This window comes from Terriglobia bacterium, assembly GCA_020072815.1.
Taxonomy (GTDB): Bacteria; Acidobacteriota; Terriglobia; order Terriglobales; family Acidobacteriaceae; genus Angelobacter.
Genome location: JAIQGE010000005.1, coordinates 111,966 through 128,344, shown reverse-complemented (window position 1 = coordinate 128,344; position 16,379 = coordinate 111,966). Strand labels below are relative to the sequence as shown.

Annotated in this window: 14 protein-coding genes; 4 read left to right on the top strand and 10 right to left on the bottom strand. The window is 57.9% G+C overall.

Going from position 1 to position 16,379, the window contains the following annotated elements:
* Window positions 1-85: 85 nt before the first annotated feature.
* The gene (locus LAO20_07970) at window positions 86-2,290 is read right to left on the bottom strand and encodes a hypothetical protein (protein ID MBZ5531352.1); all 2,205 of its coding nucleotides are present in this window, start codon (window positions 2,288-2,290) and stop codon (window positions 86-88) included.
* A gap of 288 nt (window positions 2,291-2,578) precedes the next feature.
* Between LAO20_07970 and LAO20_07965 the strand changes: the two genes are divergently transcribed.
* Window positions 2,579-3,403, top strand: coding sequence for a hypothetical protein (locus LAO20_07965; protein ID MBZ5531351.1), 825 nt, complete (start codon window positions 2,579-2,581; stop codon window positions 3,401-3,403).
* A 61-nt stretch (window positions 3,404-3,464) separates the two neighbouring features.
* Here the strand turns inward: LAO20_07965 and LAO20_07960 are convergent, their stop codons facing one another.
* Together LAO20_07960 and LAO20_07955 are read right to left on the bottom strand one after the other, a co-directional pair.
* Complete coding sequence (locus LAO20_07960) at window positions 3,465-4,769, bottom strand: DUF711 family protein (GenBank protein ID MBZ5531350.1); 1,305 nt, start codon at window positions 4,767-4,769, stop codon at window positions 3,465-3,467.
* Between the two features lie 188 nt (window positions 4,770-4,957).
* On the bottom strand, window positions 4,958-5,329 hold the full coding sequence (locus LAO20_07955) for a hypothetical protein (GenBank protein ID MBZ5531349.1): 372 nt from the start codon (window positions 5,327-5,329) through the stop codon (window positions 4,958-4,960).
* 168 nt (window positions 5,330-5,497) lie between these two features.
* On the opposite strand from LAO20_07955, the gene LAO20_07950 reads away from it, so the two are divergent.
* Window positions 5,498-6,151, top strand: a complete 654-nt coding sequence (locus LAO20_07950; protein MBZ5531348.1) for a DUF4412 domain-containing protein — start codon at window positions 5,498-5,500, stop codon at window positions 6,149-6,151.
* 361 nt (window positions 6,152-6,512) lie between these two features.
* On the opposite strand, the gene LAO20_07945 is transcribed toward LAO20_07950, so the two are convergent.
* Together LAO20_07945 and LAO20_07940 are read right to left on the bottom strand one after the other, a co-directional pair.
* Complete coding sequence (locus LAO20_07945; GenBank protein ID MBZ5531347.1) at window positions 6,513-7,844, bottom strand: amidohydrolase family protein; 1,332 nt, start codon at window positions 7,842-7,844, stop codon at window positions 6,513-6,515.
* Window positions 7,845-7,972: 128 nt separating this feature from the next.
* Window positions 7,973-8,641, bottom strand: coding sequence for a hypothetical protein (locus tag LAO20_07940; protein ID MBZ5531346.1), 669 nt, complete (start codon window positions 8,639-8,641; stop codon window positions 7,973-7,975).
* 269 nt (window positions 8,642-8,910) lie between these two features.
* On the opposite strand from LAO20_07940, the gene LAO20_07935 reads away from it, so the two are divergent.
* On the top strand, window positions 8,911-9,732 hold the full coding sequence (locus tag LAO20_07935) for an energy transducer TonB (GenBank protein MBZ5531345.1): 822 nt from the start codon (window positions 8,911-8,913) through the stop codon (window positions 9,730-9,732).
* Window positions 9,733-9,781: 49 nt separating this feature from the next.
* Here LAO20_07935 and LAO20_07930 read toward each other — a convergent pair whose 3' ends face one another.
* On the bottom strand, window positions 9,782-10,174 hold the full coding sequence (locus tag LAO20_07930) for a hypothetical protein (GenBank protein ID MBZ5531344.1): 393 nt from the start codon (window positions 10,172-10,174) through the stop codon (window positions 9,782-9,784).
* A gap of 213 nt (window positions 10,175-10,387) precedes the next feature.
* On the opposite strand from LAO20_07930, the gene LAO20_07925 reads away from it, so the two are divergent.
* A complete protein-coding gene (locus tag LAO20_07925; GenBank protein MBZ5531343.1) occupies window positions 10,388-11,968 on the top strand; it encodes a M20/M25/M40 family metallo-hydrolase in 1,581 nt (526 codons plus the stop codon).
* A 253-nt stretch (window positions 11,969-12,221) separates the two neighbouring features.
* On the opposite strand, the gene LAO20_07920 is transcribed toward LAO20_07925, so the two are convergent.
* From LAO20_07920 to LAO20_07905, 4 genes are all read right to left on the bottom strand, one after another.
* Window positions 12,222-12,764 (bottom strand): DinB family protein, encoded by a 543-nt coding sequence (locus tag LAO20_07920; GenBank protein MBZ5531342.1) that lies wholly within the window; start codon window positions 12,762-12,764, stop codon window positions 12,222-12,224.
* Window positions 12,765-13,077: 313 nt separating this feature from the next.
* Window positions 13,078-13,404, bottom strand: coding sequence for a PQQ-binding-like beta-propeller repeat protein (locus tag LAO20_07915; protein MBZ5531341.1), 327 nt, complete (start codon window positions 13,402-13,404; stop codon window positions 13,078-13,080).
* Between the two features lie 174 nt (window positions 13,405-13,578).
* Window positions 13,579-14,472, bottom strand: a complete 894-nt coding sequence (locus LAO20_07910) for a hypothetical protein (GenBank protein MBZ5531340.1) — start codon at window positions 14,470-14,472, stop codon at window positions 13,579-13,581.
* A gap of 506 nt (window positions 14,473-14,978) precedes the next feature.
* Complete coding sequence (locus LAO20_07905; protein MBZ5531339.1) at window positions 14,979-15,461, bottom strand: hypothetical protein; 483 nt, start codon at window positions 15,459-15,461, stop codon at window positions 14,979-14,981.
* Window positions 15,462-16,379 lie beyond the last annotated feature (918 nt).

The window sequence follows — 16,379 nt, the reverse complement described above, 5'->3', positions numbered from 1 at the left end:
TTGGTAATTGAAGCAATTGGGTAACTTGGCTGTACTCGTGCACGCCAAATTACCCAATTACCAATTTACTCATTTACCAAATTCTTTACGGAATGAACCCCAAGTCTTCCGGCAGCGCCCCAAAAATTGGGACCTCAAACAACGGCCCTGGACCATCAGGATCAATGATCAGCGCGCCGTCGGTGGCGAAGAAGATGGCAATCTGACTCTGCCCTCCCACCGCGACTCCCGCCACCGGCGGTGTTCCGCCGATGTTGGTCAGGAACGTGTGCGGGTTCTTGCCGAAACCGACTCCCAACGCGAACGCAATGTCGTTGCGGAAGAAAGTGGCGCGGTCAGCAAGATCGCCGGAGCGGATGAGCGCCGTGGCCGCGGGGTTGGGTACCGTCTGGTCGCCGCGGGCAAACTGGATGATCACGCTCTTCGCACTCTCACCGGGAAGTGGTGATTTGCGGATGAAGGGCGCCCAGGCGACGGGGTCGCCGGCCTGGCCCAGCCAGCGGCTGGTGTCTTCCACGGTTTGAATGGCAACCGCCCCCGGCACGGCGTTGATCACCGGCGGCAGATTGCGCAGCGGGCTGTTGTCATTGAAGAAGAACGGCGGCCCGGCGTTGAGCAACGCAGGTACGCGCACGGCCAGCGCCTGCGTCAGCAAAAGTTTGAACGACGGGCTGAGCCGGACGATATCAATGATCGCTCCACCGGGAACGTTGGGCACGCCGGCGCGGACGTCAGGCTCGATGCCGAGGAAGATGGTGCCATAGATCCCGCCGAAGGACTGCCCGGCGTAGTAAATGCGATTGGCGTCGAGGTCAGGCAGGCCGTCACCGTTGGTATCAATGCCGCCCTGGATGGCGCGGACCAACTGCATCAGATCAGCCACGGTTTCCTGCAGCGCGTCACGCGAGCCGACAGTCCCTTGCGGGCTGGCAAAGAACGTGGAAGAGCCTTCCGCGGAAGTGATCTGGCCGTTGCCGTCCTGGTCAAAACCTCGGCCGCCTTCGGGGAACGTCACAGAAGTCGCGCCTTGCTTCACCGTCAGCGTGCTGTTGGGGCCAAAACCATGGCCCACCACGTTGATGGAGATGCTGGCAATGCCGTTATGCGCCAGCGTGGACGCCACGGCAAACGGCGCGCCCTGCTTGCTGTCAGTGAATCCGTGGCCAAAGATGGCCACTGGCCAGCCGTTGGTGGGACGCGGGCCGGAAGGAATGAACAGGTTGAAGTACAGGTCTTCGGTGCCCGTCGGCGGCACGTCGCTGCGCGTGGGGACCGCGGGGATGAACACGTTGCCGTTCTTCCACTGCGTTGAAGTGAACTTGCCGAACGCCATGGTGCTGATGGAACCGGGGAAAACCTGCAAGGCCCCTAAGTTGCCGTTCAGGCTTGTCGGGATGAGCGGACCCACGGTCAACGCCTGGACGTTCCAGGTAAGCCCGGTGACAGTGTTGAGCGGGAACACCGTCTTCTCACCACCGCTGCCCAGGTTGAAGTTGACGCTGGGCGCTGCCGCGGCCTTGACCTGGTTGCGAATGCTTTCCAGGGTGGAAGTCACGCTTTCCACGGTAAACAGGCTGGCTGCGGCAATGTGCTTCTTTTCCAGGCCGGGAGCAATGCGGTGCAGGGTGCCGTTGTCAATCAGGCTGCGGAGAGCCTGGCGATAAAGGCGGGCCTGGGCGTCGGCGCTCTCGTCGGCATCCAGGTTGCGGAAGTCGCGGGTGGCAACAACCGGATTGCCGGCCGAATCGTGCACGCCGTCGGTCACCACCAGCAGGTAGCTGGCATGCTGGTCAAGATGCTGGTCGGATTCGGCAAACAGCGTCAGAGAAGCCGGGTCCCAGACCACTTGGTTGATGCCGATGATGTTGGGCGTAAAGCCGTGAAAGACGTTGTCGTCCGCTTGCTGGCCGAAGGCGAAACCGGCCGGCAACCCCACCAGAAAGACGGTGCTGCTGTTGACCGTGCTCACGTCAATGGCGCCGTCAAAAGGTATGGAGAGCCGGGGCTGGGGATTGAAGCCGTCAAGCTGGTTCAGCAGCGATAGATCGGCGCAGTCCGATGGATTGGTGGCGCAGTTTGGCAGCGGCAGCGCCACTCGAATGCCGGTGTTCTGGCCGGGATCGAGGACGGTAAAGCGGTCACTGGGAAAAGGCGACTGCGTGGTGGACTGCAAATTGAACAGCGGCCGGGTTTGCGCCGCGACAAAAGTAGGCACCAACAAAATGGCCGCGCAAAGGAACAATCCAGCGCGACCTAGAAATGAATGTTTTTCAGCAATAGGCTGATGCATGGCGGTGAGAACCTCCAGGGAGAGTGCAGAAAGGGCCGCCCGAAACCATAGACCTTGCAGGGGCCAATGTCAACGTCTGGTTAACGACAAAGCAGCGATAAATAGGACGTATCATCTGCCAAATCTCTGCACCACGAACCCGATCAGAGTCCCGCCAACGGCCCCCAGAGCGATGATCGGCACGTAAGCCTTGGTGATGATGGCGTAGTCAGCGAAGAATTCACAAATTGGGAAGACAGCCGTCGCAGGATTGATCTCTTGTGCATTGATAAGTCGGCTAACTTAGTAGTGGTTGAACTGAAGCGCGACGAAAACGCTTTCATGGATTTACAGGCCATTCGTTACGCCGCAATGATCAGCGTCATGACATTCAGTGAAGTCGTCACTGCATTCGGCGAGTATCTTGTAAAGTCTGGAAGATCCGAAAGTGCCGAACCGTCCATACTAAAGTTCTTAGGTTGGGATGCGCCCCAGGAAGACAGGTTTGGTCAAATGGTGCACATCGTGTTAGTCGCGGCCGAGTTCGCCAAAGAGCTCACGAGCTCGGTGCTCTGGCTGAACGAATCCGGGCTGAACGTGAGGTGCGTGAAATTGCAGCCTTATGAGATTGCCGGGCGCGTAATTCTCGACGTTCAACAAATAATCCCTTTGCCCGAAGCAGCTGGGTATCAGATTCAATTGAGAAAGAAACTCGCCGAAGAGAAGCAACCGTCCTCTGGAAGTGCGGACTGGACTCGGTTCGATCTGTACGTCAACGATCGAGAAGAAAAATCATTGTACAAACGATGGCTTATCTACTCGGTCGTGAAGGAGCTTATTTCTAAAGAGATCAGTCCGGAAGAGATAGCGAGTGCATTTGGATCGGGAACTTGGCTTCTGTTTGACGGGACGTTGAATGAGGAGGAATTCAGGGCAGCAGCGCAGGATCACGGGGTGAGCGAGGAGAAGCTAACAAGATTTATCTGCGCGAATGAACACCTGATCAATTGTCAGGGCAAGACGTATGCACTGAGCAATCAGTGGTCCAAGTACGACCTTCCAGCACTAGATGGTTTGATCGCTAAGTACCCACAATTCAACATACGCTATTCTGCCGCGATGCCTGCTGTTTGAGCTTGCAGTCACGCCCACCGTCACTTTTCCCATCGACATCCACACGCGCACATAGGAATGCCTAGCGAATCCTGATGTTCACCAGATACTGGCTGCTGAAGTCGGTCATCTCGCCGACTCTTCTTCCGGCAGCGGGCAGCAGCCGCGCGGAGAGAGGCTTTTTCCACTTCACGGCCAGGCTGGCCATGTCCGAGATGATGCTGGCCAGCTCGCGTTGCGATATGTCGCCGGGCAGTGGAATGGCGTCCAGGCCGGCGCTGCAAACGGCGGAGTAAGAGAGCAAAGCGTCGCGTGTGATGCGGCCAGCTTCCCAGCGCCGGGCCAGCACCGTGTCCTCGAGAACAGGAAGCATCAGTCCGCTGTACCCGGTTTGCAGCACCGGAATGCGGCGCAGGGCTGAAGTGATGGCGAAGGCCACGCTCAGGCTTCCGGGTGAACCAATGGGACCTTCCAGCAACGTTTCCATCGCCGCGCCGATGGAAACTTCTTTCAGCGGGACCGGAGTGAGATCAATGCCCAGGTAACTCCAGCCGGTAAGCTTCTCAATGCGGCGGGCCATCTCTTCCGCTTTCTTGGCTTCAGCGCCCAGAGCTTCGGTAAGCTGCAGGCTGGCAGTGGGCAGATCGCCTCCGGCGGAGGTAAACGCCTGGTTCACGATGCCCGCCGATTCCAGTCCAATGGCGAATCCATGGCCTGTTCCCTGCGTGTAGGACACCGGGAAGAAGGGCGCGTTGGCGGGAGGAAAAGCCGCCGCGGCGAAGCGGAAGTTGCCGTCGCCATGGTCAGTATGCTCTTCCAGATACTTGATGACGCGGGCGGCCTCATGAATCCCGTTCCAGTGGATGCCGGCAGCGTCGGCTACGACGATGAAGCCGTTGATGTTCTGCGAGCCGGCAATGATCTGGGCCAGCAGCTCGGCCTGGCTGGGATCGTCAGAGTCGCGCAGCATGGCGGGACCAACGTCCAGGATGAATCCCTGCTGCTGCGCCAGTTTGTCCAGGTCGTGGAAGAAGTTGATGGCCTGGAACTCACTCATCCCCCGGACGATGGCGGAAAAAGGCTGGGTACTGATGCGCAGTGTCTCCACTTCATAGCCGGCCCCGGTGAATTCTTCCTTCGCGGTATGCAACACGCGAAGCGCGTCAGCAATCTGTGTCTTGTATAACGCGCGCTCCAGGCGGACAAACGCGGTGATGGTCCGGACCTTGGGGCGTGGTCGCGACACCGACTGGGCTGCCGCGGGAAGGGCCGCCAGCAGCAGCGCGATCAGCAGAGCCGCGAGCCGGCTGGCGCGCGAAACCCTTCCCGGAACTGCCGGCGGTGTGGACAATGCGAGTTTGTGCGAATGGACCGGTTCGGGAGACACAAATACCTCAACAACTCGCTTAGCCGCGTTCAGCGCAACGCGTTGAGATTGCCTGAGAGACTTAAGTCTTGCTGCGCAAGAGTCTACTAGTGCACTACACAGGATGCAACAAGAGCTTGCAGGCATGAAGATTGCCGGGACCGCCGAAATTGCCGGATTTTAGGCTGCATTCTCTTGCAACTTGCCGGTTAGCGCGAGTTCGGAGGAAGCCGCCGCTCCATCTGGTCAATCAGCGTGCGCCACATGTCAATTTCCAGTTGGAATTGGTGCTTGAGCGCAGACGGGCTGCTGTCCACGAAAGCCAAATTGGTTTCCATCTGGTGCAGGATCACGCGCATTTTCTTCAGGTCTTCACGCAGGGCTTGCTGGTCGTCTGGGTGAACGGCGTCAGGACGAGCGGCGCCGGGACGAGCGGCGGCACGCTCCGCCTGGGTGGCGGATGGAGCGGGTGAAGATTTTGCGACGATCGCGGGAGTGCTTCCGGCCGGTTTCTGCTGTCCGGCATTTCCAGTCAAAGCCAGAGAAACGGCCGTAAGAATGATTGCTGCCAGAAATCGCATAAGGGACCTCTTTCTCGATACCTCAAAGTTGATTGCAAGATGCCCTAAAGTCAAGTGGAGTCTAATCCCAAAGAGTAAACACGTACATCGCGTCTGTGGTCCGGTAGCGGGATTCTTGGTGTATAAACAGCTTGTCCGCGATCACAATTTCAAGGAGAAAAGAAAATCGTGAAACCGAGCCTCTCCGCCAAGCTGGCGATTCTAACCCTGACGCTTCTGGCAGCTTCTGCCGCCCTTGCTGTCCAGGGCCCGCCGCAGTTTTCCGCAGATACCTCCACCACGTCTGCCAATGGCAACCTGAACATGACGGGAAAGATTTATGTCTCAATGCCCAGAATGCGCGTGGACATGAGCAATGCCGGCGGCGAGACCAAGAAAGCCGGGCCGATGGGCGGCAAGATGATCATGATCGTGGATGGGCCAGCGAAAATGATGTACATGCTGATGACCGAGCAACACATGTACATGGAGTTCTCCACGGACAGAGACAGCCCCATGACCCAGCGCATGCCCAAGTTTTCCGACATGCTCAGAGGCGGCGACCCGTGCTCCGGCCGTGAAGGCGCTACCTGCAAAAAGCTCGGCGTGGAATCCATTGACGGCCGGCCGTGCGACAAGTGGGAGCTCACGGAGAAGAGCGGCAAAATACAAACCTACTGGATGGACCAGAGAATTCATTTTCCCATCAAAGTAATCAGCGGCGAGATCACCACGCTGTACACCAACATCAAAGAGGGCCCGCAAGACCCTGCGCTCTTCAAGGTCCCCAGCGACTACACGAAAATGGATATGGGCGCGATGGGAGGCCGGCCGCCGCGCTAAGCGATCAGGTGGAATGGAAACACGAAGGACGCCGTGAGGCGTCCTTTTTCTTCCGTCTATCCTGTGTCGCCCCTCTGGGGCTCTTTTGCTTTTCTCCATCCACCCACCCCTTCCGGGGTGGGCTAGGCTGTTTCGCGCCTGCGGCGCTGGGGTGCAGTAATTCATCGGGTCTGGTTAACCTCTGAAGTTGTGATCACATGAACCAGAAACGCCTGACCTGCGGGGATTGGCAGGGCTAGGCTGTTTCGCGCCAACGGCGCTGGGGCGCAGTGATTCATCGGGTCTGGTTAACCTCTGAAGTTGTGATCACATGAACCAGAAACGCATGACCTGTGGGATCGGCAGCGCGCGGGCAAGGTCGTTACTTCCGCGTGAGGGTGTCCTTCACCACCGCTCCGCCCTTCATCACAAAGCCCACGTTCTCCAGCGCGCGGACGTCCTGGAGGGGATCGGCGCTTACGGCGATCAGATCGGCAAACTTGCCGGCTTCCACCGTGCCCACATCTTTGGAGCGGCCAATCAAATCGGCGGCGCTGCTGGTGGCGGCGCGGATGGCCTGCGCCGGAGTCATGCCGTACTTCACCATGTAGAAGAACTGTTTGGCGTTGTCGCCGTGCGGGTACACGCCGGCGTCCGTGCCGAAGGCCATCTTGGCCCCGGCCTTCCAGGCTTTTTCAAAATTGTCGCGCTGGCGCTGGCCCACCGCCTTTTCCTTGTCCACATTCTCTTTGGGCAGGCCGAACTCAATGGCTTTGCCCAGGATGTAATCGTCGTTGTAGATGTCCATCACCAGGTACACGCCGTGCTCTTTGGCCAGGCGGATGCCTTCATCGTCAATGAGGCTGGCGTGTTCGATGGAATCAATGCCGGCCAGGATGGCGTTCTTGATGCCCTGCGCGCCGTGGGCATGCGCGGCGATCTTGCGTCCTGCCATGTGCGCCTCGTCGGCGGCGGCCTTCAGTTCCTCCAGCGTGAACTGCGGCGCTCCCGGACTGTCGCCTTTGGAGAGCACGCCGCCCGAAGCCAGGATCTTGATGACGTCCACGCCGTACTTCACCTGCGCGCGGACCACGTGGCGGACTTGATCAACGCCATCGGCAATGCCGAAGTCGCGCTCGTCGGGGAACATGCTCACGTGAGTTTGCGGCGAGTAGTTGTTGAGGTCGCCATGGCCGCCGGTGATGGAGATGCCGGGACCGCTGGCCACGATGCGCGGACCGGGGACCATGCCCTCATTGATGGAGTTGCGCAGGTCCACGGCGAGAAAGGGCGCGGAGCCAACGTCGCGCACCGTGGTAAAACCGGCTTCCAAGGTCTTGCGCGCGTGGACGACCGCGGCAAAAGCGTGGTTGAAGGGCGTGTCTTTGAAGCGGTAAATCTCGTCATAGCGGTCGGCGCGCGCGCCCAGATGCGTATGGCAATCAATCAGGCCGGGCAGCACGGTGGCGTGGGAAAGATCAATCACCGTGGCGCCGGCCGGCAGCTTGAACGAAGCCGCAGACGCCACGTTCTGTATGCGATCGCCCATCACCACGATGATCACGTTGTCGCGAACGCTGTCGGAGGTGGAATCAAAGAGATGGCCGGCGCGAATGTACACGGTCTTGGGTTCGGCCTTGGCAGGCTGCTGGCCACGAACGGCCACGGGCAAGCACACGGCGGCAAGCAATAGAAGAACGGCAAAGCGCTTCATGTGAAGTGAACTCCTCAGGGAAAGCAAGGGACGAGTATACGGGAAGCAATCAGCAATTAGCACTCAGCAATTGGCGATTAGCAACTAGCAAAGGCGGTTCAGCAGCGAACCAACAAGCGACCGCGGAGTCAGTTTGCGCCGTGGGGCTTGGCCAGATGCAGAGGGCGGTCAAAGTTCAGCCAGATGCGCCAGCGGTCATATTCACGGCTGTGGGAAACCGCGGTGACCACGGCTTTTTCCACGGTCTGCTTGCTGAAGATCACGCTCATGGTGGAACCCAACTCCACCAGGGGCCCAATCAGCATGGTGGCGTGGCGGTCGCCCACGGGAAGAATAAGGTCGCGTTCCTGAAAAGGCATGCCGTTGGTGGCGATGCCGCGGAGAATCGCGATGGTGCCGCCTTCGGGGACGTTCAAGGAAGGCAGTTCAGACGAAGGTTCCTTGCGTTTCTTTTGCGCGCTACGGGGCTGGGTGGCGCCGCTGGCTTCCTGGGAGCTGAAGACGGTCACCGCCGGAATGCCTAGTTCCCAATCTTCAGGCGGGAAAAAGATCCCCCAGAAGTTCTCCGGACGATGAAGTTCAATGCCGTATTCTTTTTCGCCATTGTCGGCCCAGACCACTTGGCCAACACGCCACTTGTACGGTGCGAGCAGGCAGACACGTACTTCCATACTCGGTTCCAGGGGTACGGTGGACCGTATGCGGGCCCCATGCCGGTTGACCAAAATGGTTTCCGCTGCACCACTTACGTGCGAGCCATCACTCTTCTGGCCGGAAACCGACAAGGCCAGCGACACCAGGACACGAGAACTTCTGCGACCTCGCTCAGTTCCTGCCAGTTGCGCCATAATGTGGATCGAAGCGGCTGTTGACTGTGTGAACTATAGAACTTCCGGCCAGATACTCCTATATTACTGCAAGTCATATCACCTGTTATCCAAAAGCTATACGGCAATGTCCTACGGTAACCTGCTTAATCACCCCCTGAAACGGCGGGAGGAAGCAAAGCGCTCGGAGGTCCGGCGCAAAGTTCTTTCAGGCTGCAAGCTATAATCAGCAGTTCTTTATGCGTTGCTTTGAAAAACCGACCCTTGCGCTGGTGTTGCTTGCGGCGGGATTTTGCGCGAACGCCCAGACCGCGACCAAACCATCGGGCGACGAAGCAAAACCTGCGGCCAATGAGTCCACGCCGGCAAAAACCGCAGAGCCGGGAAGCTCCGCGATTCCGGATTCGACCCGGCTGGAGAGCATCAAAGCTCCACGCGCGCCCTATCCGCTGAAAGCGCGCGAACTGAAACTGCAAGGGCAAGTGATGATCGGGCTGCTGATCTCGGAAACCGGCGACGTGGAAAGCACGGAGATCGTCAGCGGCGAGCCGATCCTGGCCCAGGCCGCAGCGGATGCCTTCAAGAAGTGGAAATTCAAGCCCTATATCCGGAACGGGCAGGCAGTGAAAGTCCACACCACAATGCCGTATAACTTCGCGTTTTCAGAAAACGTTGAGGACCAGAAGCCAGAAAAAGCAGCTGACGTTCCGTCGCCTTCGCCTTCCCCAGGCGAAACCAGCCAGGACAAGGCTGAGAAGAATGGACCGAGTATTCCGCAAAGGATTCGCGTGTCGCAGGGCGTGAGTGAAGGTTTGCTGGTGCACCGGGTGATGCCGGTCTATCCACCAGACGCGCGACGCAGCCGCATTCAGGGGACGGTACTGCTGCAAGCGACGATAGGAAGAGATGGGGCTATCCACAATTTGCGCGTGGTTTCCGGCCCGCCGGAATTGACGCAAGCTGCCGTCGGCGCGGTGAAGCAGTGGCGCTATCGTCCTTACATGCTCAAAGGCGAGCCAGTTGAGGTGGAAACCACGGTCAGCATAACGTTCCACATGTGAGGCCGCCATCAGCGAGGCCGGCCACGATGACAACGAGCATCGCTTTCCGCTACTTCACACCCTCAATCTTCACCACGTGGATGGTATCGCCGTCCAAATTGCCGGTGATCTTGACGTTCTGTGCCGCGAACTTGGCCGGCGCATTCTGATCGTCCAGCCGGTAGATCTTTTTGCTTTTGGTGTTGAATAGCACGTACTCGTGGCTGCGGGCGCAGCCCTTGGTGCAGTTGGCGGCGGTGTTGATGCTGGCTTTTTTCATCACCGACTCATGGGATCCGTTCTTGGCGCACTGGCCGTCAGAGATTTCGCCGCTAAAGGTCTGCACCGGACCTTTGGCTGCGGCTTTGGGAGCCGGTTTGGGCGCCTGGTCATGCTGTAAGGCCAGGCTGTTGAGCGCGAGCATGCCAACAACGGCGACGATGGCAAAAATCTTCCTGGTCATGGTTCTCTCGGTTCTCCTGTTGACGAGTTCAGAATTTGGCTGAAAGCATGATTGTACTTTGCCCCGGCTGCGCCGCGTGGGCATCATTTCTTTCTCTCCTCACTACCTTTAGACGGCCGGCGGTCATTATAGCTTTTGCGGCGAACCTGATTGCCGCCGCACAATCGCTCACATATAATCCGCCGTTCCAACCTTCCGGACAGGAGCCAACCCATGCCTACCGATCAGCAAGACAACAGCACGCTTCGCAAGCCCGTTGCCCGCCGCAAGTTTCTCGCCGGCGCCGCCGCCGGAGCCGCAACCCTGGCTCTTCCCCGCTGGGCCACGGCGGAGAACAGCTTCGCGTCGGCATTCACGCTGATGCCGGATGACGACCTAGCCGCCATCCGCGCCGAGATCGCCAAGCGGCATGACGAAGCGCTGCAACGCCTGCAGACGTGGATCAAGCAGCCGTCCATTGCCGCCGAGAACCGCGGCATGAGTGAAGGCTGCGAGCTGACCATGCAGATGTTCCGCGACGCCGGCTTCCAGCAGGTGAGCAAGGTCCCCACCGACGGACAGCCCGGCATCTTCGCCACACTCGACGCCGGCGCGCCGAAGACTCTTGGGCTGTACTTCATGTATGACGTAAAGCAGGTGGACCCCAGCGAGTGGACGTCGCCGCCGTGGGAAGCGCGCCTGGTGGACAAGCCCGGCTTCGGCAAAGTGATCGTCGGGCGAGGTGCGGTCAATCAGAAAGGTCCGGAAGCGTCATTCATCGCCGCGCTGCATGCCATCAAAGGCGCGGGTAAAAAACTGCCAGTGAACCTGGTGCTGGTGGCGGAAGGCGAAGAAGAAATTGGGTCGCCGCATTTTCCGCAAGTGGTGCGCCGACCGGAAGTGCAGGCGGCGTTGAAAAAAGTGATGGGGATTTTTATGCCGTCGGCTTCGCAGGCGCCGGACGGGCAAGTCACCATCACGCTGGGCGCAAAAGGCGTGGTCGAACTGGAACTGGTCTCCAGCGGCGAAAAATGGGGACGCGGCCCGCGCGCGGACGTCCACTCCAGCAATAAGGCGCGGCTAGATTCGCCGGCCTGGCACCTGATCAAAGCGCTGAACACGCTGGTGACCGCCGACGGGCAGGATCCGGCGATTGAAGGCTTCGCCGACAAAGCCCGCCCGATTTCCGCCGACGAAAAAGCCATGATCGCCACCGCCGCGAAGCGAATGAATGAAACCGGCGCCAAGAAATCTCTGGGCGTGGAGCACTGGCTGCATGACGTGAGCTTCCAGGAGTCACTGGAACTGTTGATGTCGCGGCCCACGGTGAACATTGAGGGCCTGGTCGGCGGCTACACCGGACCGGGAGGCAAGACGATTCTGCCGCACCGCGCCGTCGCCAAGATGGACCTGCGCTTGGTCCCCGACATGAAAGCCGACGAAGCGTTGGCCGCGCTCAAGGCCCATCTGGCCAAACACGGGTTTGGCGATATTGAAGTCAACATGACCGGCGGCTACGATCCCAACAGCACGTCAGCCGATGCCGGCGTGATCCGCGCGGAGTTGAACGTTTACAAACGCGGCGGCGTGGAGCCCATCATGCTTCCGCGCAATGCCGGCTCGTGGCCCGGTTACGTCTTTACCGGCGAGCCGCTGAAACTTCCCGCCGGACACTTCGGCTTGGGCCACGGCAGCGGCGCCCACGCGCCGGATGAGTACTACGTGATTGAGTCGGCCAATCCGAAGATGCAAGGCATGGACGGCGCCGTGATGAGCTTTGTGGAATACCTGTATGAGGTGGCGAAGCTGGGGTAAGCAGATCGCCGGGATCGCACGTGATCGCCGACATCGCACGTGATCGGGAAAGCAAAACCTTGCCGCAGATGAACGCTGATGACGCTGATTGCAAGCGAGGCAAGAAATGCGTTCATCACTGGAATCTGCAAAAAGCGCACCGACAGGAGTGCCGGCGCCACACGAGAATGGCAGCCAGGGCAAGCAACGACCCGACCACTGATCAACACGGATGACGCGGATCGCGCGAGATGCCGGCGATTACGGCGATCTTCTAGCTCGCTTTCCCTTCCTTGCCCAGACGGTCTTGCGTGGCGTCATAGCTCTCGCCGTAGATGGACGGCACCTTGGCGCCCATGGGACGCAGGTACATGGAAAGCTGTCCGCGATGGTGCACGGAATGGTTCAGCGAGAGCGTGAGATAGCTGACTGCAGGAAACTGGAACAAGCCGCGGAAGTCAATCATCTTGGTTAGCTGCTCGCCGCTCAACTTTTCAATCTGCTGCACGTTGGCGTTGAAGGTCTCATCCGACCAGGCGGCAATCTTGGCGGAGTTGTTGATCTCCGGCCCACGATTGATCGGCGTGAAGTCAAACTGCCCGGTGCAGACGCCACTCAGGAAGCGCTGCTCCGCAGCCACGATGTGCCAGGCCAGCTCCAGCGCGGTTTTGGAAACGGCGTCAGGACGATAGTCGCCTTTGTCGAGCGGAATGGCTTCAATCACACGCTTGGTGGTGGTGTGCTCCATCTTGATCTGGGGCAGAGCCAGTGCGAGCAGAAACTTGGCTTGGTCGGGCGTGAGTTGGGGGGAAGACATGGTCGGTGAGTCCTTTCGTTGGGTCGGGGAACATTCTATCAAGGACTAAGAAAAACCATTTCACCGCAAAGGACGCAGAGGGCGCAGAGGAAAACGGAGGCCAGAATCGCAAAGCGAGGCTGAATCGAGCGCCCGCAGAGGACGCGGAAGTGCTAACGAAGGAAAAGAGGACATCGCTAGTCGGCGAGGCCGGCTTGCGCGCCGAGCCGGCTGCAACAAGCGCGGAATGCTCGCCGCAGGTTTTGCGCACACGTTGGCGACTTGGAGCGAAGCGACAAAAGTGCAAGACAGCGAAGCGACAGAAATCAGCGGCTCACCCCGAAGTTGCCGCGGCCGCGGCTGCCGCTTGGCGTAGCAGCTCTTCCGCTTGCGGTCCGGGACTGGAAGCGCCGCTGGCTGTGGCGATGGAAACCAGCCCCAGCCCCTGGCCGGGCATTTCGTTGTGCCACAAAAGTTTTCCGGTGGCGGCTTGCAGGCAGAAAATTTCGCCGTGGGTGGCAGCCAGGACCAGGTCTCCGTCCGGCAGCAGAGTCACGAAGTCAGAACCTTTCAGGTTGGTGGACCACAGGACCTGGCCGGTCATGCGGTCCAGAGAGAACGCCCGGCCGTGCATGCCGATGAAAATGGCGGATGAACTCATGATGACCTCCCGAGGACAAGATTGTACTCGCTACATCTTGGCGTTCCCCAGGGTTCGCCAACAACAGGGTTCCCGACGCGCCTTCTGATGAACTGCCACATTCTCGTCGGCACTGGATCGTTGCGCCTTTTGTAAAAGCCGATATATCAAATCGCGTACGGTCCTCACCCTCCATCATTCCGACGCCTCAACGGATTGCTTTTGTTCCTGCTCTTTCATTTCACGTATCAACTCATCGGCGGAGATCGTGACCGTCTCCGGGATTCCGCGGCAGCTTGCTGAAACCTCGTGAGCGTGGATGTCTACCACGGTTATGAACACGGTTTTATGGCCGTACTCGAAACATGGCACACCATCACCACTGGACGGCAACTCAAGACGCAACTGTTTGTTCGAGACGTTGAATACAATCAGATATCCCACTGATTCGTTATAATCGCAACAGTATTGATGAACCTGATACAGTCCCTTCTTGATGTATGTTGCCCCACGTCCTGCGGCATCGAACACCTTATAATCTCCAATGAACGGGTGGTCTGAATCCTCAAGAGAAACAACATCCGGTCGACCTGACGCTGTCTGCGGCTCCACATGAAACGGAATGCCCTGATCGAACAAGTACTCGTACATGTTCTTTGCGAGGACTTTTTCCCCTTGCGATGAATTGGCCTCAAATAACTTCTGCAACTCCTCACGGCGATACCACTCAACCTTGTGCTTATAGCGTATCAACGTAAGAAGGATAACGTTCGCATCTTCCAAGACTTCGTCCAGATAATCGAACAGTGGTTCCACGTACCAGTCGCGGTATTTGTCCAATCCGGCTTCAAAACCGTCGGACGTATGAACGTGGTTGTAGAATTCCTGCATTTTTTCTTGCGCGGCATACGCCTTCCACTTCGTGTAGGCAATAGCAGCCGCTTGCTCGGCGGTTTCGCCATAAATTTGGCTACCGCGAGGTGCGGTACCTACCTCTTGCACAGATTGAGGATTTCGGGCGACCAACTCGCTGATGACGGATTCGAGAATTGGGTTCGCCTCGACAAACGCAAAGAACTGTTTGCTCAACGGCAAGAATTCCTGCGTCTGACACGCCGAAATTCGCGAATGGCGGTTTCTGATCTTGACCCTGAGATCACGCAACATCTGTCACCTCAAATCTTAATTAGTCTATTTTGATGGTTCGTGGAAATGACCGCAGGAACTCGTCAAGAGCGCGTTTGGCTTTGTTAAACCCACCGTTCTGTGGATCGAGTTGGATGTTACATTTGCAGCCCCTACACAGGATCGTAAGTCCAAAGCGAATCTCACGTACCGTAATGCTGTTCGGGAACTTGCATCGCGGGCAAGGAAACTCCGGGGTTGCTTCATCGAGATTGAGCATACTGACGCCAGTCTAGCACCGTGGATTGACCTTTCGCCAGTGCTTCGCCTTAAAATAGCGGGCGCGGCTTGTGAACAGGATCAGGTGGGCTTTGGCGCTCATATTCTTGGTCGGCTGATCCACGCGTTCGCCCGGTGTTGGCGAAGCGCGGGGCAGCCCGTCCGATAGTGATTACTACTCTTGCTGCGCCTCAGCTTCTCTCCTTCGCATAGAACCTTCCAAAGACAATCAGTTTCGCGCCCATGATTCCGGCGGCGAACACCCAGAGGACACTCGCAACAATGGCCAGAGGCGTAAGGACTACCAGGTCAAACCAATCGTTGGACTTGAACACTTGGCCACGGGAAAGAATCTGCAGATACGACTCTAGGCTCTGCAAGAGCAGTGCCAGGACCGACATGCTTAAGCAGATGGAAAACAACCCCACATATATCAAGCCAATGCGAACCCCGATCTTAGCGAGAAGAGACCGCTGTTTGGGTTGCCCGTAGCCGTACCTGCCAAAAATCATCCACTTGACCATGCACACCGGCAAGACATAAGCTGCTGCAACAAACAGAAAAGGCGAAAGCAACACAAGGACGCCTCCGCTGAGAGCAAATATTCCCCAAAACTCATCTATCCCTTCTTCGGAATCTGCGTGTTGGCTTGCGGATCCTCTTCGACTGGACACCCCGTCTCCATGGCACGTCTGACAAATTCTGCTTCCACGGCATGCTTTGCATCTTTGGCTATGTCCGGCGAGTGCTTCCACTCCAGCTTCAAAAACGTTCAGCTCTCCGCCGGTGCCATTGCATTCAGAACACTTGCCATCGCCTCGATCATGCGAGAACGCGGCGCTTCCCAAACAGTCCGGGCACTTGGCCATAAGTGATCCATCAGAGGTCCTTTGCTGCGGCAGTCGTGAATCTGAGATTGCTCAGGTGCAAAGAACCTGGGTTTTAAGGGGGTGTTGGTTGGATAGCATACTTCCGGGTCTTCGTATTAGGCAAACAAAATTTGCAACCTAATTTTCGTCTCTCAGGCGGGTGACACCTTTGAATTCCAGGTCAAAAATCTTTGTGTTTGCGACTGGCGGCAGCAGAGCAGATTCCTCAGCCTCACCCACCAAGCCGGCGGAAGAACCCGGCGGAGATGATGGTTCGGCTTCGGAATGACACGTCGTGGTGCGGACGAACTTTATTCAAAGACCCGGCTTTTATGGTTTCGCCCAGTCTTACGATTCGCCCGGTCTTGTAAATCCGCGAAGATGGCCAATGTCCAAGTTCGCGCGTGCTTCTTTGATGACGTTCGCTTATAATTCGCTATCCATAAAATGCAGAAATCTGCTGACGTCTGTGGCCCGGAGCGGGTTGCAGGCGGGGATTGGTCTTTGAAAATCTAGCAATTAGCAATTGGCACTTAGCAATTGGCCAAAGGCAGGAGCACAAAACCCTTGTTTACCGCGAAAGAAGCCGAGAGCTCAAAGAATGAATGAGTTAGAGCTGAATTTTACCGATCAGTAAACAGTTGGGTCACCGTTGGGTCGAATGGAATAAACCTTTTGCTTTCAACAACGGATGCAAGGGGTGGGTGGGATGGGGAGTGACCG

Bases quoted from the DNA above. Each gene is read 5' to 3' on its own strand.
- LAO20_07970 (MBZ5531352.1), bottom strand. From the start codon at position 2,290: ATGCATCAGCCTATTGCTGAAAAACATTCATTTCTAGGTCGCGCTGGA.
- LAO20_07955 (MBZ5531349.1), bottom strand. From the start codon at position 5,329: ATGCGATTTCTGGCAGCAATCATTCTTACGGCCGTTTCTCTGGCTTTG.
- LAO20_07945 (MBZ5531347.1), bottom strand. From the start codon at position 7,844: ATGAAGCGCTTTGCCGTTCTTCTATTGCTTGCCGCCGTGTGCTTGCCC.
- LAO20_07935 (MBZ5531345.1), top strand. From the start codon at position 8,911: ATGCGTTGCTTTGAAAAACCGACCCTTGCGCTGGTGTTGCTTGCGGCG.
- LAO20_07930 (MBZ5531344.1), bottom strand. From the start codon at position 10,174: ATGACCAGGAAGATTTTTGCCATCGTCGCCGTTGTTGGCATGCTCGCG.
- LAO20_07925 (MBZ5531343.1), top strand. From the start codon at position 10,388: ATGCCTACCGATCAGCAAGACAACAGCACGCTTCGCAAGCCCGTTGCC.
- LAO20_07920 (MBZ5531342.1), bottom strand. From the start codon at position 12,764: ATGTCTTCCCCCCAACTCACGCCCGACCAAGCCAAGTTTCTGCTCGCA.
- LAO20_07915 (MBZ5531341.1), bottom strand. From the start codon at position 13,404: ATGAGTTCATCCGCCATTTTCATCGGCATGCACGGCCGGGCGTTCTCT.